The sequence below is a fragment of the Algibacter sp. genome, assembly GCF_029245835.1.
GTDB lineage: Bacteria > Bacteroidota > Bacteroidia > Flavobacteriales > Flavobacteriaceae > Algibacter_B.
Genome location: NZ_JAQWOO010000007.1, coordinates 1 through 19,871, shown reverse-complemented (window position 1 = coordinate 19,871; position 19,871 = coordinate 1). Strand labels below are relative to the sequence as shown.

Genomic DNA, 19,871 nt, shown 5'->3' with positions numbered 1-19,871 from the left:
GCTGGCGGACCTTAAAGTTGTCCGATGATTTGAAAGCAGCCTCTAAACTGGATATACTTTCTTTGATCTTTAAATTTGATGTCATTCCCATGACTGAAATATACAAAAAATTAGGCTCGTTTTAAAATATAATTGGTATTATAGAACGAACTCGAATTTCGTGTATGAATATTAGTGGTAGAGGATCACTCATAGTATTCAATAAAAATAAGATTTTATTAAGGGTAATTTTTTTAGATTCGTTCAAATTAGTGCTATTATAATATTTTTATTTATTTTATCTAATTATAAAATAGGGATTTATTTTAGTCTAATGAAAAATGAATTGACTTCTTTGATGGTTATTATAATACTTATAAACGTATCCATTAATAAAAGATCAATACTAAAGCTTGAAAACAAGTATTTAAATTATTTGGGTAAGATCTAATATGGAATATATATATATCATTTATTTTCCGTAGTTATTTGTATAAAATTGTTTTCCAGTTTATCGTTAATGTCAATCCCATATTATTTATGGAGTTTTATATTATTGGTAAGTGTTACTTTGTTAACCATTTTGTTTTCTCATTTATCTTATAAATATATAGAAGTAAGGTTTTTGAAAATGAAAAAAAAGTATTCGGTTTTATTAAGTGGAGATTCTATAAAAAACTTATAATTTGGTAAACTTTAATATTAATTAAATCTATATTTATACAATGATAAAAGATGATTTTATTTATAAAAAATTGACATATAACAACATACATAATTTTTTTATTCGTAAATCAATATTTAATGCTTTAAAAAGTTCATTACCTTTATTCAAAGGCAAGCAATTAGATATTGGTTGTGGAAAAATGCCTTACAAAGATTATATTTTAGAGCAATCGAAAGTTTTAGATTATGTTGGTTTAGATATTGAACAGGCATTAGTTTATGATGTTGAAGTAAAACCAGATTTTATTTGGGATGGAAGCGTAATGCCATTTAAAAATAATAGTTTTGATTGTGCTATTGGTACTGAAGTTTTAGAGCATTGTCCAGAACCTGAAACAGTTTTAAAAGAAGTGAATCGTGTTTTAAAGCCCAATGGTGTTTTCTTTTTTACAGTACCATTTTTATGGAATTTACATGAAGTACCCTATGATGAGTATCGTTATACTCCCTTTTCATTAAAACGACATTTGAAAAATTCTGGGTTCAAAGAAATCCGTATTAAAGCAACTGGAGGTTGGCATGGCGCAATGGCTCAAATGTTAGGGTTGTGGGTTAAACGAAGCCCTATGCCTAAAGCTAAGCGTAAATGGTTGTTATATGCTGTAAAACCAGTAATGAATTATTTAATTAAACTAGATAAGCCAGAAAGCGTTACATTTAAAGAAGGGCAAATGATAACAGGGTTATATGGAACTGCAAGAAAATGAAAACAAATAATTTAAACATAGCTTTATTTACGCCTAATAAAAACCCATATTCAGAAACATTTATTCAGGCCCATAAAAACAAACTAAAAGACACTGTTTTTTATTATTATGGCCCCGTTTCTAATATGAAATTAGAAAATCACCAAGTATTATCAAATAAGTTTACAAATTTACTACTTAAAGTATATACTAAGTTGTTCAATAAGCCATCTACTTATATTCGAGAATATTCTATCATTAAATCTCTAAAAGAGCAAAAGATAAATGTGATTTTGGTTGAGTATGGTGACCATGCATTCAATTTACTTTATATTATAAAAGCCTCAAATTTGCCTGTAATAGTTCATTTTCATGGTTATGACGCCAGCAGAAATAAAATTATTAAAAACTGTAATAACTATAAAGAGGTTTTTCAAATATCTAATAAAGTGATTGCGGTTTCTAAAATCATGCAAGATAAGCTTAAGGATTTAGGGTGTTTAGAAAGTAAAATTGAATATAATCCTTGCGCAGCCTCAATCGAGTTTTCAAAATTAGAGCCTCAATTTTTAAAAAAACAATTTATAGCTATTGGCAGGTTTACAGATAAAAAAGCACCTTATTATACTATTTTGGCCTTTAAAAAAGTGTTAAAAATTCATCCGGATGCAACACTTCTAATGGCTGGAGATGGTTATTTATTAAATACTTGTAAAAATTTAATAAGATATTATCAATTAGAAGATTCGGTAAAGCTCTTGGGCATTATAACTCCAGATAAATACAGAGATTTGCTAAAAGAATCTCTAGCATTTGTTCAGCATTCAATAACTGCTAAAGATGGTGATATGGAAGGTACTCCAGTAGCAATTCTTGAAGCAAGTATAGCAGGTTTACCAGTAATTTCAACGTATCATTCTGGCATATCAGATGTTATAAAACATAAAGAAACAGGGCTTTTATGCAAAGAGCATGATATAATCGCTATGAGTAACCACATGCTTCAAGTTTTAGATAATATTTCATTAGCAAAAAAAATGGGAGCGGCAGGTAAAATAAATATTAGTAATAATTTTAGTTTGGAACAGCATATTAATAAATTACAGAACATTTTAGAGTCCACTGTTAGTTAAATTATTTATATTAATATATGAAGCCATTAGTATCCATAATTATACCCACTTTTAATCGTGTACATCTTATGGATGAAACATTAAATTGTGTATTGGCTCAAACTTATCAGAATTGGGAATGTTTCGTTATTGATGACAGAAGTACAGATAACACTAATGAATTTATGGATTCATACATGCAGATAGATAAGCGATTTCATTATTATGAGAGACCTAAAGAAAAACCTAAAGGAGCTAATGCTTGCAGAAATTATGGTCTCGAGATTTGTAAAGGAGAATATATACAGTGGCTAGATAGTGATGATTTGATGTTGCCCAATAAATTAGAAATTCAAGTTTCACTAATTAAAGAAGCCCCTTCAGACTTAATAACATCAACTTGGGGTAGGTTTATAAATTCAAATAAATTAGTTTCATACTCAAATTATGCCAGTTTTAATGATTTTGATAATCGCAAGGACTTTTTAAATGCATTGGCAACATCCAAAGGTTATTTCCCAATTCATGCCTACTTAATGAGTAAAGATTTAGTTTTAAAATCGGGAGGCTGGGATGAAACTTTAGTTGTAAATCAAGACGGTGATTTTATGTCTCGTATTTTTAAATATGTGAATAATTTTTACTGTGCAAAAAGCACTTCTGTATATTACAGACAAACCAATGAAAATTCAACAAGTATTTATACTAATATTGAAAAAGCTGAAGCGGCAATTGAAATATGGCGTAAAATATCTAAAAGGCTTAAAAATGAAAGTCAGTCTTATGTTTTTTTTAATAAAAAACTGCTCTTTAAAAATATTAAAATGATGTATCCAAATTTGATTAAAAAGAACTTATACTTTTTTGCAGAAGTACTTATTTATAATTGGTATCAGAATACTTTAGTGCGTAGAGCTTTAAATAAAATGAATAAATTCTTTACTAGTTAATACTAAAAATAGATGAGACCATTAGTAACAGTAATAATTCCATGTCATAACCAAGGTGTTTGGTTGGTAGAAACATTGGAATCTGTTTACAAACAAACTTATGCCAAATGGGAGTGTTATATTGTTAATGATGGGTCAACAGATGATACAGAAGATATTGCTAAAACATGGGTATCTAAAGACGCTAGATTTAAGTATTTAATGCAATCAAACCTCGGGGTTTCTGCGGCTAGAAATACAGGGATTAAATCTTCTAAAGGAAGTTTAATTTTATGTTTGGATGCAGATGATTTAATTTCAGAAGATTATATGCAATTTGCAGTAGAGGCTTTATCGAATAGCCCTAAACTGTCTTTGGTTTATAGTCAAGCTGAAAAATTTGGAAAACAATCAGGTAAGTGGGATTTGGCAGAATTTAGCCTACAACGAATGGCAGAATCTAACATTATATTTAATGCGGCTTTTTTTAAAAAAGAAGATTGGAATAGGGTAGGTGGATTTGATGAGAAAATGAAGGAGGGTCTTGAAGACTGGGAATTTTGGATTCATATTTTAAAAGACGGTGCAAAAGTTTATCAAATACAAGAAGTATGTTTCTTTTACCGTATTAAAACAGAATCAAGAAATAGTTCAATTACACCAATCAATTACCAAAAGCTCTATGAGTATTTAACAAAAAAGCATATTGATTTTTTTATAAAACATATTGGAACTTATCCTGAAATAGTAAAAAAAATGAATAAGATAAAACGTGATTACGAAGCATTAAAGTATAGCAGAAAAAATGCGTTGAAAGTTATATTTAAGACACTTACTTTTAAGACTAAAAAAAAGTAGATATTTAATGACTAAAGTTTATTGCATTATTGTGTCTTTTAACGCTATGCCTTGGATAGAAGGTTGTCTTAGTTCTATAAATGGTCAAGCTGAAGTTATTATGGTGGACAATAATTCTAAGGATGAAACCATTTCTTTTGTGAAATCTAATTTTCCAGATGTTTTAGTTTTTCCTCAAAAAAATAATTTAGGTTTTGGAAGAGCAAATAATTTTGGTATTTCAGAGGCCATTAAAAGAAATGCCTCTCATGTTTTTTTAATGAACCAAGATGTCTATATCGAAGATAATGCTATTACTAAATTAGTAGAATTCAATATTAAAAATACTGAATATGGCATTTTAAGCCCCATACATTACAATGGAAAGGGAACAGATTTAGATTTTCAGTTTAAAAAATATCTAACTACAAGTCACTCATTTTCAAATCAGTTTTTAGAAAAAAAATCAAAGCAAGAGGTTGTTGATGTTTTATATGTAAATGCAGCAGCATGGTTAATTTCTAAAAAAAGTTTAAGTATTATAGGTGGTTTCGACCCCTTATTTTTTCATTATGGCGAAGATGAAAACTATTGTCAAAGAGCACGGTTTCACAGTATTAAAATTGGTGTTACAAACTTTGCTTTTATAAAACATGATAGAGAAAATAGAGCATCTATTTTAAATGCTAAATTTTCTGAAAAATACTTTACCGCATATAAAAAATTTATTGGCTTAAAATATGGAGATATTAACAAGCCATTTACAAAAAATACGTTTAATCAAGAGTATATTAAAGCCCTGAAAAATCTTGCTAAATCTGTATTAAAGTTAAATTTGCAATACGTTAAGGGATATTTTAAGCAACTTAAATTAATAAAAAAATCAAAAGTTAATATAATAAAGAGCAGGTCTATTAACATAAAAAAAGGATATCATTATATTACATGAGTGTTTTAGTTTCTATAATTATACCAGCCTATAATAGAGGGTATCTTATTTTGGATACTTTAAAAAGTGTTCAAGATCAGTCCTATCAAAATATTGAATGTATAGTTGTAGATGATCATTCTGATGATGATACTCAAAATGTTGTTAAAACATTCTGTTCGGCAGATTCAAGGTTTAGTTATCTTAAAAGGCCATCTAACCGTTTAAAAGGTGCAAACGCTTGCAGGAATTTTGGGTTAGAAAATAGCAAGGGACTATACATTAATTGGCTAGATAGTGATGATTTGTTAACAAGCAATCATATCGAAAGTCATATAGCTATTCATGAAAAACATCAAAATATAGAAGCCTCAGTTTCAGAAGCAGGAATTTTTAAAGATTTTATAGGAGATAGTGAACAGAAATGGTCTAATATATTTTCAAAAAGTGATTTAACAGAAGATATGTTAACTTCCAAAGTAAGCTGGCAAACAGCCGCTGTTTTATGGAAGAAATCTCAATTACATCCAAAACCTTTTAGAGAAGATTTATCTAGCTCTCAAGAATGGACTTTTCATTTATTACAAGTCATTGATGGTCTAAATTATTTCACTTTTAATAAAGTAACCGTTTATGTTAGAAGACATCAAGATTGTATTGGGAATGATGTTTCTAAAAACAAGTTTCAATCGACTTTTTTTTCGAGATATATTATTTTGAAAACCCTTTATAATAAGCGGCGTTTAAGTAAAATTTATCAAAAAGCTTTGCTAAACAAAATGCTTCAAGCAGTAAAAAAAACAATATTCTTTAACTATGATAGTGTACTTTATAAGCAAATTATTAAATTGATTTCAATAATTTTTATTGTACATTTTAAGTTAGGTCTTTTAAAAGTGATATTTTTATACATCCCTTTATATAGAATCACTAAACGAGGTGAAACATTGTTTAAATTATGATTAAAGCCTCATCGAAAATATTAATAGTATCAGAATCTTTAGATGTCAATGCTAATAGTGCTGCAAAGGGCCGTTTGGCCTTTATAAACAGTTTTAAATCAGCTGGCTTCAATCCAGAAGTTTATCACTACAGTCAAAAAGAAATAACTATAGAAGGCGTAAAATGTACCGCTATTTATGAATCCAAGTTTAGTGTAATGTGTCTTCTTAGCCGGTTTCATAGACTATTATTACGTTGGTTAAAGATAGATGTAGGTGACTTTACAAGCGTTTTGTTTGGTTTCTCATTTGGGTTTTTTAGTGATAGAAATAGCATTTATAAAGTGCTTAGAAAAGTAGATACTGAAGACTATGATATGGTTTGGACATTTAGTCAAGGATCTAGTTTTCGTTCACATGCTGCTTTATTAAAATTATCAAAATGGCATCGTAAATGGTTTGCGTTTGTTCATGATCCCTATCCACATCATTTATACCCTAGACCTTATAATTACATAGAATATGGTTATAAAAAAAAGAGGTATTTCTTCATGGATATTATTGATAAAGCCCACAAAATAGTATTTCCTAGTTTACTTCTTAAGGAGTGGATGGAAAGTTATTATGTAAATGTAAAAGGAAAGAGTATTATTCTGCCACATCCGTTGGTTACTGCTAAAATTGATGGTCAGTTACCAGAGTATTTTGACAAAAGGAAGTTTAATTTATTACACGCAGGTAATTTGTTGAATTTAAGAGATCCATACCCTTTAGTCGAGGCATACCAACAATTTTTGAATTTAAAACCTGAAGCTAAAAACGATTCTGCTTTATTATTTATAGGTAAAAAATCTATTTTTCAAGAGTATTTAAAAAGAAAACAAAGTAGTATTCCACAATTACACATAAGCCCTGATTATGAGAGTTTTCATAAAGTTTATGCTATGCAGCAGCATACTAGTATTAACGTTATTTTAGAAGCAAAATCTGAAATCAGTCCCTTTTTGCCAGGTAAATTTCCACATTGTATAGCGGCGAACAAACCTATTTTGTTAATTGGGCCTTATTATAGTGAATGTAAAAGGCTTTTAGGAAATGATTACCCGTTTTTATTTGATTTTGATGAAATTGAAAAGTTAGCAAAAGCAATTGTTAATTTATATGAAACTTGGAAACAGAATCCTGACAATTTAGTGCTTAACAGACCCGATTTATTGCATTATCTTTCTATAGATTATAGTAAAGAGGTTTTACTGAATAAAGTTTAAAAAGAAAATATTTAGATGAAAATTTTAATGGTATCCATGTCGTCTATTCATTTTTTTAGATGGACAAATCAACTAAAAGATGCAGGACACGAGGTTTATTGGTTTGATATAAATGATGGAAACAGAAAGGTTGAAGCCATATCATGGGTAAATCAAATTGTTGGATGGAAACGAAAGTGGGATTTTCCGGGGCGATTTTTTATAAAAAAAAGATATCCGAAACTATATCAAAAAATACAACGTTTTAATGATCGGAAAACAGCTATAGTTTTTGAAATACTGATTAAAGAAATAGAGCCAGATGTAGTGCAAAGTTTTGTAATGTATATGTCGTGTGTTCCAATTTTAAGTGTCATGCAGAAATACGCGAATGTAAAATGGATTTATTCAGCTTGGGGTAACGATTTATTTTACTATCAAAATGAAAAGAACTATTTAATTGGGATACAAAAAACATTACCACATATAGAATACTTATTTACAGATTGTGAACGCGATTATCATTTAGCAAAAAAGCGTGGTTTTAAAGGTGAGTTTCTTGGTGCTTATCCGGGAGGTGGAGGTTATACTATTTCAAAATATGAGTCTTTTAATATGCCTTTTCAAAATAGGAAAATTATTTTAATAAAAGGATACCAGCATAAATTTGGACGTTGTAATATAGTATTAGACGCTATTTTAAGCCTGAAAAATGACTTAACGGATTTTGATATTGTTGTGTTTTCTGAAAACGATTTAGTACGAGAGCATATTGAGGCTAAAGGATTCAATTCATGGCGAAATTTTAGAAGTACAGGGTCATTACCACACGTAGAATTATTAAAATTGATGGGGCAAGCCTATATTTACATTGGTAATTCAATATCAGATGGCATGCCAAATACATTATTGGAAGCTATAGTAATGGGGGCTTACCCAATTCAATCCAATCCTGGTAATGCCACAGCAGAAATAGTTGATGATGGACAAAATGGGACTTTGATAAACAACAGCGAAGATGTTAATGAGATTGAAAATAAAATAAAGCTTGTAATACACAATAAGAAGCTTGTAGAAAAAGCATTTAGTATAAATAGAAAATTGAGAGATAAGTTGGAATATGAGACTATAAAAAGTAGTGTATTAGGAAAATATACTGAGTTAAAAAAGGATACTATTAAAACACAATAGATTACAATATGGGGCTTACTAAAAACATGTGTGAATTAATTTTAAGTGCAAAACTTAAGCGGCACATTAATTTAAATAATTTAATCATGGTGGGAAGACAAAATCTTCATTTAAGTCCCGATCATTTGGCATTAAGTTTAAAGAAGTTTGGGTATTCAATTAATAACATATCTAAGCTTATAAGTAAAAATAATACTTTTGCCGACGCTTTTTTTAAAGAAATTGGAGCAAAAAACGTGCACTCAATTGATGCTTCTAATTATGAAGATGCAACCATTATTCATGATTTGAATGAGCCGTTATCAAATGAATATAAAAATAAGTACTCGCTTGTATTAGATTCAGGAACATTAGAACATGTTTTCAATTTTCCGCAGGCCATAAAAAATTGTATGGAATTAACCCAAGTTGGTGGCCATTTTATGGGTATTTATCCTTGTAATAATTTTTTTGGTCATGGTTTCTATCAATTTAGTTCAGAATTATTTTATCGCGTTTTTTGTGAAACTAATGGCTTCGAGATAATGGATGTTGTTCTTTTTGTAGACGATAAGGAAACAACGTTTTATAATGTTCCAGATACTAGTGAAGCTCATCAAAGAATTCAATTTACAAATACGAAACCAGTGTATATTTATGTTTTAGCTAAACGAGTTTCACAGACTAGTTTGTTTGAAAATCAACCTTTACAAATGGATTATGCAGAATTAAAATGGAAGGGGAAACGGTCCAGTTTAAAGCCTGTGGTAAAAAAGAAAACTTTAAAAGGTTATATACCGCAGTATTTTAAAAATATTTTAAAGGCACTGATTAATAAAGCAGATAAACCAGATGACATTCATTTTAAAAAATCTTTTTTTTCAATTTACAATTTGAAATCAAATTAATAAATTTTTAAATGGTAACCACTTTTACACTTTTATATGCTTACAGGAATAGAGACCACACTAGGGTTAGACTGTCGTTATTATCTTTAAAAAATCAAAAAAATATTAATTTTAAAGTGGTTTTTGTCGATTATGGTAGTACACCAGATTATTCCAAAAAAATCAAGAAGCTTGTCGATACTTTTGAATTTGCAACTTATTATTATATCGGGCATAAAGGATTGTTATGGAATAAGAGTAAAGCACTTAATTATGGAATAGGTAAAGTACAAACTGATGCTGTTTTTATTGCAGATGTAGATGTTTTAGTGGCTCCCAATTTTTCAGAAATTATGACGTCATTAATAAATACAAATCAATTTTCATTATTCAGAATAGGTTATTTGGCAGAGAATGTGACTTCAAATAGTATTGAAAATTCAGATTTTAATCAATTAAAACCCACTCACTATGGGGATACTTTTGGTGTTGGCTTGTTTCCTAAAAAAGCTCTGGAATATATTGGTGGTTTCGATGAGTTTTTTCATTTTTATGGTTCGGAAGATGAAGATTTGAATTTCAGATTAATTACTTCAGGTTATGAAATGATTAGGTGCGAATCAAATATTCTACTTCATCAATGGCATAAAAGATATCCGCAAAAGGCTAAAGAAAATTTAACTGTATTACCACGATTATCGAATATTCAACGGATTAACCAAAGGCATTATTTAAGACGTGTAGAAACACAAAAGTTTCTCATGGAGAAAAATAAAGATAGACATTATTTTCAGGAATCAGACTATGAAACACTTAAAAATCCTTCAGAAATAATTGAAATCGATAATATTAAAGCAAAGGTTATTCATGTTTTAAATTATGAATTACCACTTTTTGAAAATGATATTGTTAAAATAATTTTCAAAGAAGCTGCTTTCTATAATTCATCTAAATACAAACTAAAAACGGCTTTGAACAAGCTAAAGCAACCGTATTTATCCATGAAGGAGGTGAATGATTTGATATTACAAAAAATACTTTTCAATTACAGAAACCATAATTATGCATATGAAGTTTCTAAAGATTTAAAAACTATTCAATTTTCTATACATCTAAATAATTAATGACTAAACCTAAAAAAATACGATTGTTTTGGTGGAGTGAATCTTTACTAATGGGAAAAACTAAAGAAAATTATGGAGATGTTTTAGGAAAATATTTAGTTGAGAAAATTTCAGGTAAAAAAGTTGCTTTTTCTCATCCAAAAAAGTTTAGCATCTTAGATTTTTTTCAACCTATTTACGTAACAGCAGGGAGTATTTTAGCTCATATTAATAAAAAATGTGTTGTTTGGGGCAGCGGTGTTATAAAAAATAATCAATTAGTAAAACCTGCAAAATTTTTAGCAGTTAGAGGACCAGAAACAAGAAGAATTTTAATGAATCAAGGCTATGTGGTGCCAGAAATATTCGGAGATCCTGCATTGCTTTTACCAAATTACTATAACCCTAAAATTGACAAAAAATACCAATTAGGCATTATACCCCATTATGTGGATTTCGAGTTTGTTAAGAATAATATTAACCATTTAGATAATGTTCTAGTTATTGATTTAATGACTAATAATATTGAGCAAACAACAGATAGTATTTTGCAATGCAAACAAATAGTATCATCATCTTTACATGGTATTATAGTGTCTCATGCCTACCAAATTCCAGCTTTGTGGATTAAGTTTTCAGACAAACTATTTGGAGATGATATAAAGTTTAAAGATTATTTTAAATCGGTTGCTATAACATCTTATAAGCCTATTGGTATGGAAGTTTTAGCCGATAGTGTAGGTTCAGAAAAAATATTTGAACAACATGGAAGTGCATTACCATCCAAAGACACGCTGAACAAGCTACAAAAAGGCTTAATGGATGTGTGTCCATTTGTGTAAGTTAAATAAGTGTAATTAAAAGACATTTTCCTTTTAATCAGTTAGGATAAATTATTAAATTGCCATTATATATTAAGAAAAGTTAAACAAAATGAGTTTTTTTATTGCCGAAATAGGTCAAGCACATAACGGTAGTATCAATATTGCTCATGACTATGTTGATGCATTGTGCAAGACTGGTATAGATGCTCTTAAATTTCAAACTCATATTGCAGAGGCAGAAAGTAGTATTTACGAGCCTTTTCGTGTAAAGATTTCTGATCAAGATGCAACACGTTTTGATTATTGGAAGCGTATGGAGTTCTCACTTGCCGAATGGCAAGGTTTAAAACAACATTGTGATGAAGTTGGTTTAGAGTTTATGAGCTCCCCATTTAGTAATGCTGCCGTAGATTTATTAGAAGAGGTAGGTGTTAAACGTTATAAGATAGGTTCTGGTGAGATTACTAATTTTTTGCTTTTAGAGCGTATTTCTCAAACTAAAAAGCCAGTAATTATATCGTCTGGAATGAGTTCTTTTAACGAATTGGATGCCGCTGTAAAGTTTTTGAAAGAGAAGCAGATTGAATTAGCTATTTTACAATGCACTACAGCTTACCCAACGCAACCCAATGAATATGGGTTAAATGTAATTACAGAATTAAGACATCGTTACAATATTCCCGTAGGTTTTTCAGATCACTCAGCAAAAATAGAAACTTGTATTGGAGCTTGCGCTTTAGGAGCTCAAATATTTGAATTTCATGCCGTTTTTAATAAAGATGTTTTTGGACCAGACACATCGTCTTCATTAACCATTCAAGAGATTGAGACATTAGTTAAAGCCGTTAAGAATATTGAAATAGCGAATCAATCACCAATTAATAAGAACGATATAAGTAAGTTTTCAGAATTAAAATTAATTTTTGAAAAATCGTTAGCAGTAAATAAAGACTTAAAAAAAGGGCATATAATTAAATTTGAAGATTTAGAAGCAAAAAAACCTGCAAATAGAGGTATAAGTGCTTCAGCATTTAAAAGTATAATTGGAAAAGAATTATTACATGATTTAAAACAATGGGATTTTTTAAAAGTAAATGATGTATGAAGTTGAGAAATATTGCAAAAAATCCAGCACTTTTCAAGTTTCTCAGTATATTACGAGTGAATACGCTTTTATAAATTTTTAAGATCACACGAATTTTTAAAACTAAATTAACTTATCTATAGAAAGCATTTAACTTATAATGACAAAACGAAAAATTTGTGTTGTAATAACGGCAAGACCATCATATAGTAGAATAAAAACAGCCTTAACAGCAATTAAAAAACATCCAAGTTTAGAATTGCAATTAGTTATAGCAGGTTCTGCATTGTTAAATCGTTATGGTAATGCGGTTGATTATATAGAACAAGATGGGTTTAAAATAGATGCCAAAGTATTTATGGTTTTAGAAGGGGAAAACAAAACCTCTATGGCAAAAACTACAGGGTTAGGCGTTATGGAATTGGCAACTGTTTTTTATAATTTACAGCCAGATGCGGTGGTAACAATAGCCGATCGTTTTGAAACCATTGCTACTTCTATTGCTGCAGCTTATCAAAATATTCCATTAATACACATACAAGGAGGGGAAGTTACTGGGAATATTGACGAAAAAGTAAGACATGCGAATACAAAACTAGCAGATATTCATTTAGTGGCTTCAAGCGAAGCAAGAACACGTTTGCTTAAAATGGGTGAGGACGAAGATTACGTATTTAATACAGGTTGTCCATCAATTGACATTGCAAATCAAGTTAAAAAATCTCCAAAGTTAAACTTTAATCCTATTGAAAAATATGGAGGTGTAGGGAAGAATATAGACTGGAAAAATGGTTATATGGTTGTTATGCAACATCCTGTAACTACGGAGTACGATGATGCGAGGGTTCATGTAACAACGACTTTAAAAGTTGTACATGAATTGGGAATTCCAACGTTTTGGTTTTGGCCTAATGTAGATGCTGGTGCAGACGGAACCTCAAACGGAATAAGATCATATCGTGAAAATTATCAACCTGAGAATATTCACTTTTTTAAAAATATGTTACCAGAGGATTTTTTAAGATTATTAATGAATAGTAAATGCTTAATTGGTAATTCTAGTGTTGGGATTAGAGAGTGTGCCTTTCTTGGCGTACCGGTGGTAAATATAGGAACAAGACAACACGGAAGAGCTCGAAGCGAGAATGTTGTTGATGTATCTTACACCAGTGAAGCTATTAAGAATGCTATAGTTAATAGATTAGAAATTGCAGATAAAATAAAAGAGAGTACTATTTATGGTAATGGTAATTCTGGTGAAAAAATAGCTGATATTTTAGCGGATGTTAAATTACGTTTTCATAAAACTATTACTTACTAATGAATATTTTAGGCATTATACCAGCACGAGGAGGCTCAAAAACAGTACCCGGTAAAAACATTAAAATTTTAGAAGGTAAGCCGCTTTTACAATATACAGTGGAGGTTGCTAAAGCATCAAAGCATATTTCTAAAGTAATTTTAAGTTCTGACGATGATGCCATAATTCAGGTAGCCAATCAGCTAAATTTAGAAGTGCCTTTTAAAAGACCCTCAGATTTAGCACAAGATAATTCGCCAACATTACCCGTTATACAGCATGCTTTAAAATTTTATAAGAATCAGGGTGTTCAGTTTGATGCTGTTTGTTTGTTGCAAGTTACTAGCCCTTTTAAAACAGCAAAATTTATAGATAATGCTATTGAAAAGTTTATGGAGAGCAATGCAGACGCATTGGTTTCTGTGAAAAAAGTACCAGATGAATACAATCCGCATTGGACGTTTAAAGTTGATGAGTATGATTGTTTAGAGCTCTCAACTGGTGAAAAATCAATTATTTCAAGACGGCAAGATTTACCTGTGTCATATCATAGAGATGGTATAATTTATCTAACTAAAACAGATGTGCTTTTAAATCAAAATTCACTTTACGGAAATACGTTAGCTTACATAGAATCACCACCCGATTTTAATGTTAATATTGATACTATGGAGGATTGGGAAAAAGCGGTTGCAATAGCGAAAAAACTAAATTTGTAATGTGTGGTATTGTAGGAATTATTGGTAAAAAAGCTAATGCAAGTGTTTTGAATAAAATGCTTTCAACTCAGCATCATCGTGGACCAGATTTTACAGGTAAATGTCTTAAAAAAGATGTGGCATTAGGTCATAATAGATTATCTATAATAGATCCTAGACCCAGTTCAAATCAACCTTTTTTTTCTAAAGATAAAAGATATATTCTCATTTTTAATGGTGAAATATACAATTATATAGAGCTAAAATCGAAGTTAAATAGTGGTTATGATTTTTCTACAAATTCTGATACAGAAGTATTGTTAGCAGCATATATAAAATGGGGTAAGGCATGTTTATCTCAATTAAATGGTATGTTCTCATTTGTAATTTGGGATACTCGAAGTTCATCATTATTCGCCGCAAGAGATCGTTTTGGTGTTAAACCATTTTATTACACATTAAAAGAAGATTCTTTTTATTTTGCTTCAGAAATTAAAACGTTGTTCTCTGCCGGTATTTTGAAGAAAACAAACAATAAAGTTTGGGCTAATTATTTTGCTTTTGGTAGTTATGGTATGCCAAATGAATCATTTTGGGAAGGTGTTTTACAGCTTCCAGGCGGGCATTCTTTAACGTATAATGATGGTGAGATAAGTATAGAGAAATGGTATTTTTTTGAGGAAGAAATAAAGAAGTATGAAACTCAACTTCCTTTTGAAGAAGCGAAATTTACGTATAAACAATTATTAGAAGATAGTATTAATATAAGGTTTAGGACAGATGTTCCTTTGGGCTTTAACGTAAGTGGTGGTGTAGACAGTTCTATGCTATTAGCTTTAGTTAATAAAAACGAGAAAGGAAAAGATATTAATGCGTACACATTTTACACTGATAATTCAGATTATGATGAGTTACCCTGGGTAGAAGCGTTGATGAATAATACAGATAACCCATTGTTTAAAGTACTTTTAAAATCGAATGATATTGAGATTTTAAGTAAGAACATGAGTGATTCGCAAGACGAGCCTTTTGGCGGAATTCCTACTCTGGCATATGGTGAGATTTTTAAAAGAGCTCGAAAAAACGACGTTGTGGTTTTATTGGATGGACAAGGGATGGATGAGCAATGGGCGGGCTATGATTATTACGTTAAAAATTCAAACAGTATTATTCAAGGAGTAACCAAATCTCCTTTTCGAGCAGGTGTAATGAAACCAGAATTTTTAAATTTAGCTGAGAAAATAGAATATCCAAAACCTTTTGATGATGCTGTTAAAAACTTACAATATCGAGATTTGTTTTACACTAAAATACCAAGGGCTTTGCGTTTTAATGATAGGCTCTCTATGGCGGCAAGTACCGAATTGAGAGAACCTTTTTTAGATTATCGATTGGTGGAATTTGCTTTTGCGCAACCCTTGGAATATAAAATAAATAAAAATACACAAAAGTATTTATTACGTATTTTAGCTTCAGATTATATACCAGAACATATTAGATACGCACCAAAGAGAGCATTACAAACTCCGCAACGCGAGTGGTTAGCAAATGACTTGAAAGATTGGGTGCATTCTGAAATTAATAATTTAAAGGTACTCAATTGGTTTAACAATAATCTATTGGATAAAGAATTGAAAGCTTATTTTGATGGAGATCAAGATAGTAGTTTTCATATATGGCAATGGATTAATACAAGTCTATTATTAAGCAAAAATGATTTGGAATAGAAATAATTTCAACATTCAAAATTAAATTACAAAACATAGAATGGGTAAAAAGGTTTTTGTTTTAGTATCAGATGGAGTTAGTATTCGAAATTTCACCTATACCTCATTTCCAATTTTAGCAAAAGAAAAAAATATCGAATTAGTGTTTTGGAATAGTACACCTTTTAACATGCAAAATATGGATGTTAAAGAAGTAAAAATTAATAATCCCAAACCGAGCGCGTTTACAGATTTAATTAAAACAGCATTAATTCGTACTGAGCTTAATCTTTTTTCAAATCGAGATAACGATTCAATATATCAAGAGTATAAGTTTCCTTTATCATTTAAAAACTTAAAGTCATCTTTAAAAAGTATAGCTATTAAGTTAATAATGGAATTATTTAATTCAGAAAATGGAATTAGGAAACTACGCTCAACAATGCTTCGTTTAGAACGAAAAACAGCATATTACAAACACTGTAAGTTAGTACTTGAAAAAGAGAAGCCAGACTTTTTGTTTTCAACTAGCCAGCGCGCTGTAACTGGAATTTCTCCACTTACGGCAGCTCAAGATTTAGGTGTTTTAACAGGTGCTTTTATATATTCTTGGGATAATGTTCCCAAAGCAACAACTGTTCTTACTGCCGATTATTATTTTGTTTGGAGTGATTATATGAAAAACGAACTTCTTCATTATCAAAAATATATTAGTCCTGACCAGATAAAAGTAACGGGCACCCCTCAGTTTGAAAATCATTTTAAGGCCTCTCTAAATATATCAAGAAGCGAATTTTTTGATGCACATGGTCTTGATTCCAGCAAAAAATACATTTGTTTTAGTGGTGATGATATTACAACATCTCCCAAAGATGAACTCTACTTAAGGGATTTGGCTAAGGCTGTTAAAAATTTAAATAGTAAAACACATCATATTGGTATTATATTTAGAAGATGCCCTGTTGATTTTTCAAATAGATATGATAGTATTTTAGAAGCATACGAGGATATTATAGTTTCTGTAAATCCTATTTGGAAAAAAGAAGGTGGTGTTTGGAATAGTATAATGCCAACAAAAGAGGATTATAAACTGCAAACGAATATAATTGAACATACAGAGTGTGTTGTGAATTTGGGGTCTTCAATGGTTTTTGATTATGCTGCTTATAATAAACCATGTGCTTTTATGAATTATAATTATTTTAATCCTGAGGAACAACCAGAAAAGGGTGTTAATGTTTATGATTTTGTTCATTTTAGATCTAAACCATCTATAGATGCCGTCTGCTGGTTAAATCATCCCGATGAAATTTCAATGGATTTAGAAAACCTTTTGACTGATTCCACTAAAACAGTAAAGGCTTCTCAAGACTGGTTTAATATAATTAACTATTTTCCGCCCTCGCAGGCTTCTAATCGCATACTAAGTACAATCAATAAATTAATTTCTACAAACTAACAAAGCAATTTTAAACAGCCCTACTGATGTTTTTTAACTCCATTGCTTTTTTATTATTTCTGCCAACAGTGTTTTTTTTGTACTGGTTTTTATTAAAAAGAAGTCAAAAATACCAAAACATACTGCTGCTAGTGGCTAGTTATTTCTTTTATGGCTGGTGGGATTATCGTTTCTTACTACTTATTGCCTTAAGTACACTTATCGATTATAGTATTGGTTTAAAATTAGAAAAGGAAACAGTTTATAAAAAACGAAAATACTTTTTGGCCGTAAGTTTAATTTTTAATTTAGGGATGTTAGGCTTTTTTAAATATTACAACTTTTTTATTGAGAGTTGGTTAGATAGTTGGGCAATATTAGGCTTTAAAATGCACGCTTCTACTATGCAAATTATTCTTCCCGTAGGTATTTCTTTTTATACGTTTCAAACCCTAAGTTACACTATAGATGTTTATCGTAAAAAGTTAAAACCTACAAGAAACTTTATAAATTTCGCAACCTTTGTGGCTTTCTTTCCGCAATTGGTTGCTGGCCCGATAGAAAGAGCCGCAAACTTATTACCTCAGTTTTCAGTAAAGAGAACTTTTAATTTAGAAAGAGCTAAATCTGGAATACATTTAATTATTTGGGGCTTATTTAAAAAAGTAGTAATAGCTGATGGTTGTGCTACTTATGTAAATGCTATTTTTGATAATTATCAGGATTTAAACACATTAACATTAATAATTGGAGCTGTTTATTTTGCCTTTCAAATTTATGGTGATTTTTCTGGATATAGTGATATTGCTATCGGTACTGCTAGGCTTTTCGGATTCGAGTTAATGCAAAATTTTAATTATCCGTATTTTTCTAGAGATGTTGCAGAGTTTTGGAGAAGATGGCATATTTCGCTTTCAACCTGGTTTAGAGATTATTTATACATCCCCTTGGGTGGCTCTCGTACAAGCACATTTAAAAAGGTTAGAAATGTTTTTATAATTTTTTTAGTTAGTGGTTTTTGGCATGGTGCCAACTGGACATTCATTATTTGGGGCGCATTGCACGCTTTATTTTTTATCCCATTGTTAATTACAAATAAGAATAGAAAATACACGAATCAGGTTGCAGAACATAAGGCAATACCTTCTTTTAGAGAATTAATTAATATGCTAATTACTTTTGTTTTGGTAACCTTAGCTTGGGTATTTTTTAGAGCAGATAGTATCACAGTGGCATTTAACTATATTAAAAGGTTATTTACTAATTTTAGTTTCAACATAGAATACTTGAGTATAGAAAACTACAGTATAGAGATGTTATTTCTAATAGGCGTGTTTATTTTTATAGAATGGCTTAATAAACATACAGAGCACCCTTTTTTAGGAAAGTTTAAATGGTTTAAGATAATAGGTGTTATCTTAATGCTTTTAATATTTGGTGTGTATTCTAATCATCAAGAATTTATATATTTTCAGTTTTAATGAAAGAGTTTTTAGTCTATATTTTTAAAATTATAATCGTAATAGTCGTGCTTATGTATGGTTTAGATGCGCTATATTCTTATACATTTAAAAATAGTGCACCAAGAAATAAAGTTCACAAAATACTGCAATTAGAAAATAAACATTACGATTTAGCTTTTTTAGGTTCCTCTAGAATAGAAAATCATATAGATTGCGAATTGGTTGAGAAATTAACTGGTAAATCGTGTGTAAATTTGGGAATATCCGGAGCCTCTTTAGGAGATATGTTAATTTTATTGACCTTGGCGGAAACAAATAAAATCACATTTGATAGTCTCTTTGTGCAAATAGATTATAATTTTTATAATTCTGGTTTATCAAACACCTTTAAAGCTAATTTGGTTCCGTTTATACAAAACCCGATAATTAAAAAAGAATTAGGTAAAGATAAAGAGAACTTTTATTATAACTATATACCTTTTTATCGCTACCTGAAATATGATAAAGTTGTTGGCTTTAGAGAGTTTTTTGCGACAATAATTAATAAAAAAGCCAAGAAAGAAATTAAGTTTGGTTTTAACCCAAAGCGAGGAGTTGGTTTAGAAGTTTCTGGAAAGTTGCCAGAAAAATTTAGCCATACCAATGAGGAATTTGAATTAATAAAAAAATTAGTTTGAATATCCGTTATAAGTCATAATCCTGTGATATTAGCAATAACAAGCCTATCGAAGAGTTGGTCTCCAAAATATCTACGATTTAGTTTATAGACGAATTCATTTAAGTATAATTGGAGATATTTTCCTTTAATTTTAT

At 29.9% G+C, this 19,871-nt stretch carries 18 protein-coding genes and 1 pseudogene; 18 read left to right on the top strand and 1 reads right to left on the bottom strand.

What is annotated here, in order from left to right:
• The first annotated feature begins 704 nt into the window (after nucleotides 1-704).
• The 18 genes from P8K68_RS00940 (at nucleotide 705) to P8K68_RS00855 (ending at nucleotide 19,735) form a co-directional block, all read left to right on the top strand.
• Nucleotides 705-1,412, top strand: coding sequence for a class I SAM-dependent methyltransferase (locus tag P8K68_RS00940; RefSeq protein ID WP_300247286.1), 708 nt, complete (start codon nucleotides 705-707; stop codon nucleotides 1,410-1,412).
• A complete protein-coding gene (locus P8K68_RS00935) occupies nucleotides 1,409-2,524 on the top strand; it encodes a glycosyltransferase (RefSeq protein ID WP_300247284.1) in 1,116 nt (371 codons plus the stop codon). Before P8K68_RS00940 ends, P8K68_RS00935 begins: the two co-directional genes overlap by 4 nt.
• 17 nt (nucleotides 2,525-2,541) lie before the next feature.
• Nucleotides 2,542-3,453, top strand: coding sequence for a glycosyltransferase family 2 protein (locus P8K68_RS00930; RefSeq protein WP_300247283.1), 912 nt, complete (start codon nucleotides 2,542-2,544; stop codon nucleotides 3,451-3,453).
• Between the two features lie 12 nt (nucleotides 3,454-3,465).
• Nucleotides 3,466-4,290, top strand: a complete 825-nt coding sequence (locus tag P8K68_RS00925; RefSeq protein ID WP_300247281.1) for a glycosyltransferase family A protein — start codon at nucleotides 3,466-3,468, stop codon at nucleotides 4,288-4,290.
• Nucleotides 4,291-4,297: 7 nt separating this feature from the next.
• Nucleotides 4,298-5,218, top strand: a complete 921-nt coding sequence (locus P8K68_RS00920) for a glycosyltransferase family 2 protein (protein ID WP_300247279.1) — start codon at nucleotides 4,298-4,300, stop codon at nucleotides 5,216-5,218.
• Entirely contained in the window at nucleotides 5,215-6,159 is a 945-nt protein-coding gene (locus tag P8K68_RS00915; protein WP_300247278.1) for a glycosyltransferase family 2 protein, read from the top strand. The genes P8K68_RS00920 and P8K68_RS00915 overlap by 4 nt, the downstream gene beginning before the upstream one ends.
• Complete coding sequence (locus P8K68_RS00910; RefSeq protein ID WP_300247276.1) at nucleotides 6,156-7,406, top strand: UDP-glycosyltransferase; 1,251 nt, start codon at nucleotides 6,156-6,158, stop codon at nucleotides 7,404-7,406. Before P8K68_RS00915 ends, P8K68_RS00910 begins: the two co-directional genes overlap by 4 nt.
• 15 nt (nucleotides 7,407-7,421) lie before the next feature.
• A complete protein-coding gene (locus P8K68_RS00905; protein WP_300247274.1) occupies nucleotides 7,422-8,576 on the top strand; it encodes a glycosyltransferase in 1,155 nt (384 codons plus the stop codon).
• A 26-nt stretch (nucleotides 8,577-8,602) separates the two neighbouring features.
• Nucleotides 8,603-9,463 (top strand): hypothetical protein, encoded by an 861-nt coding sequence (locus P8K68_RS00900; RefSeq protein ID WP_300247272.1) that lies wholly within the window; start codon nucleotides 8,603-8,605, stop codon nucleotides 9,461-9,463.
• 11 nt (nucleotides 9,464-9,474) lie between these two features.
• Entirely contained in the window at nucleotides 9,475-10,566 is a 1,092-nt protein-coding gene (locus tag P8K68_RS00895) for a glycosyltransferase (protein ID WP_300247270.1), read from the top strand.
• Nucleotides 10,566-11,387 carry a polysaccharide pyruvyl transferase family protein gene (locus P8K68_RS00890; protein ID WP_300247268.1) on the top strand — a complete coding sequence of 274 codons (822 nt, stop codon included), beginning with the start codon at nucleotides 10,566-10,568 and terminating at the stop codon, nucleotides 11,385-11,387. Before P8K68_RS00895 ends, P8K68_RS00890 begins: the two co-directional genes overlap by 1 nt.
• Before the next feature lie 91 nt (nucleotides 11,388-11,478).
• Complete coding sequence (locus P8K68_RS00885; RefSeq protein WP_300247267.1) at nucleotides 11,479-12,474, top strand: N-acetylneuraminate synthase family protein; 996 nt, start codon at nucleotides 11,479-11,481, stop codon at nucleotides 12,472-12,474.
• Between the two features lie 139 nt (nucleotides 12,475-12,613).
• On the top strand, nucleotides 12,614-13,774 hold the full coding sequence (gene neuC / locus P8K68_RS00880; protein ID WP_300247265.1) for a UDP-N-acetylglucosamine 2-epimerase: 1,161 nt from the start codon (nucleotides 12,614-12,616) through the stop codon (nucleotides 13,772-13,774).
• Nucleotides 13,774-14,472, top strand: coding sequence for an acylneuraminate cytidylyltransferase family protein (locus P8K68_RS00875; protein WP_300247263.1), 699 nt, complete (start codon nucleotides 13,774-13,776; stop codon nucleotides 14,470-14,472). Before neuC ends, P8K68_RS00875 begins: the two co-directional genes overlap by 1 nt.
• Nucleotides 14,472-16,178, top strand: coding sequence for an asparagine synthase (glutamine-hydrolyzing) (asnB, locus tag P8K68_RS00870; RefSeq protein WP_300247262.1), 1,707 nt, complete (start codon nucleotides 14,472-14,474; stop codon nucleotides 16,176-16,178). Before P8K68_RS00875 ends, asnB begins: the two co-directional genes overlap by 1 nt.
• A 40-nt stretch (nucleotides 16,179-16,218) precedes the next feature.
• Entirely contained in the window at nucleotides 16,219-17,616 is a 1,398-nt protein-coding gene (locus P8K68_RS00865) for a UDP-glycosyltransferase (protein ID WP_300247260.1), read from the top strand.
• Nucleotides 17,617-17,642: 26 nt separating this feature from the next.
• A complete protein-coding gene (locus P8K68_RS00860) occupies nucleotides 17,643-19,076 on the top strand; it encodes an MBOAT family O-acyltransferase (protein WP_300247258.1) in 1,434 nt (477 codons plus the stop codon).
• On the top strand, nucleotides 19,076-19,735 hold the full coding sequence (locus tag P8K68_RS00855) for a hypothetical protein (protein ID WP_300247256.1): 660 nt from the start codon (nucleotides 19,076-19,078) through the stop codon (nucleotides 19,733-19,735). Before P8K68_RS00860 ends, P8K68_RS00855 begins: the two co-directional genes overlap by 1 nt.
• 14 nt (nucleotides 19,736-19,749) lie before the next feature.
• Here the strand turns inward: P8K68_RS00855 and P8K68_RS00850 are convergent.
• Nucleotides 19,750-19,871, bottom strand: a pseudogene (locus tag P8K68_RS00850) (IS1595 family transposase); the annotation flags it as partial.

Coding starts and splice junctions, on each gene's coding strand:
- P8K68_RS00915 (WP_300247278.1), top strand. CDS start 5,215: ATGAGTGTTTTAGTTTCTATAATTATACCAGCCTATAATAGAGGGTAT.
- asnB (WP_300247262.1), top strand. CDS start 14,472: ATGTGTGGTATTGTAGGAATTATTGGTAAAAAAGCTAATGCAAGTGTT.
- P8K68_RS00895 (WP_300247270.1), top strand. CDS start 9,475: ATGGTAACCACTTTTACACTTTTATATGCTTACAGGAATAGAGACCAC.
- P8K68_RS00875 (WP_300247263.1), top strand. CDS start 13,774: ATGAATATTTTAGGCATTATACCAGCACGAGGAGGCTCAAAAACAGTA.
- P8K68_RS00890 (WP_300247268.1), top strand. CDS start 10,566: ATGACTAAACCTAAAAAAATACGATTGTTTTGGTGGAGTGAATCTTTA.
- P8K68_RS00860 (WP_300247258.1), top strand. CDS start 17,643: ATGTTTTTTAACTCCATTGCTTTTTTATTATTTCTGCCAACAGTGTTT.
- P8K68_RS00900 (WP_300247272.1), top strand. CDS start 8,603: ATGTGTGAATTAATTTTAAGTGCAAAACTTAAGCGGCACATTAATTTA.
- P8K68_RS00885 (WP_300247267.1), top strand. CDS start 11,479: ATGAGTTTTTTTATTGCCGAAATAGGTCAAGCACATAACGGTAGTATC.
- P8K68_RS00935 (WP_300247284.1), top strand. CDS start 1,409: ATGAAAACAAATAATTTAAACATAGCTTTATTTACGCCTAATAAAAAC.
- P8K68_RS00925 (WP_300247281.1), top strand. CDS start 3,466: ATGAGACCATTAGTAACAGTAATAATTCCATGTCATAACCAAGGTGTT.
- P8K68_RS00865 (WP_300247260.1), top strand. CDS start 16,219: ATGGGTAAAAAGGTTTTTGTTTTAGTATCAGATGGAGTTAGTATTCGA.
- P8K68_RS00910 (WP_300247276.1), top strand. CDS start 6,156: ATGATTAAAGCCTCATCGAAAATATTAATAGTATCAGAATCTTTAGAT.
- neuC (WP_300247265.1), top strand. CDS start 12,614: ATGACAAAACGAAAAATTTGTGTTGTAATAACGGCAAGACCATCATAT.
- P8K68_RS00940 (WP_300247286.1), top strand. CDS start 705: ATGATAAAAGATGATTTTATTTATAAAAAATTGACATATAACAACATA.
- P8K68_RS00855 (WP_300247256.1), top strand. CDS start 19,076: ATGAAAGAGTTTTTAGTCTATATTTTTAAAATTATAATCGTAATAGTC.
- P8K68_RS00905 (WP_300247274.1), top strand. CDS start 7,422: ATGAAAATTTTAATGGTATCCATGTCGTCTATTCATTTTTTTAGATGG.
- P8K68_RS00930 (WP_300247283.1), top strand. CDS start 2,542: ATGAAGCCATTAGTATCCATAATTATACCCACTTTTAATCGTGTACAT.
- P8K68_RS00920 (WP_300247279.1), top strand. CDS start 4,298: ATGACTAAAGTTTATTGCATTATTGTGTCTTTTAACGCTATGCCTTGG.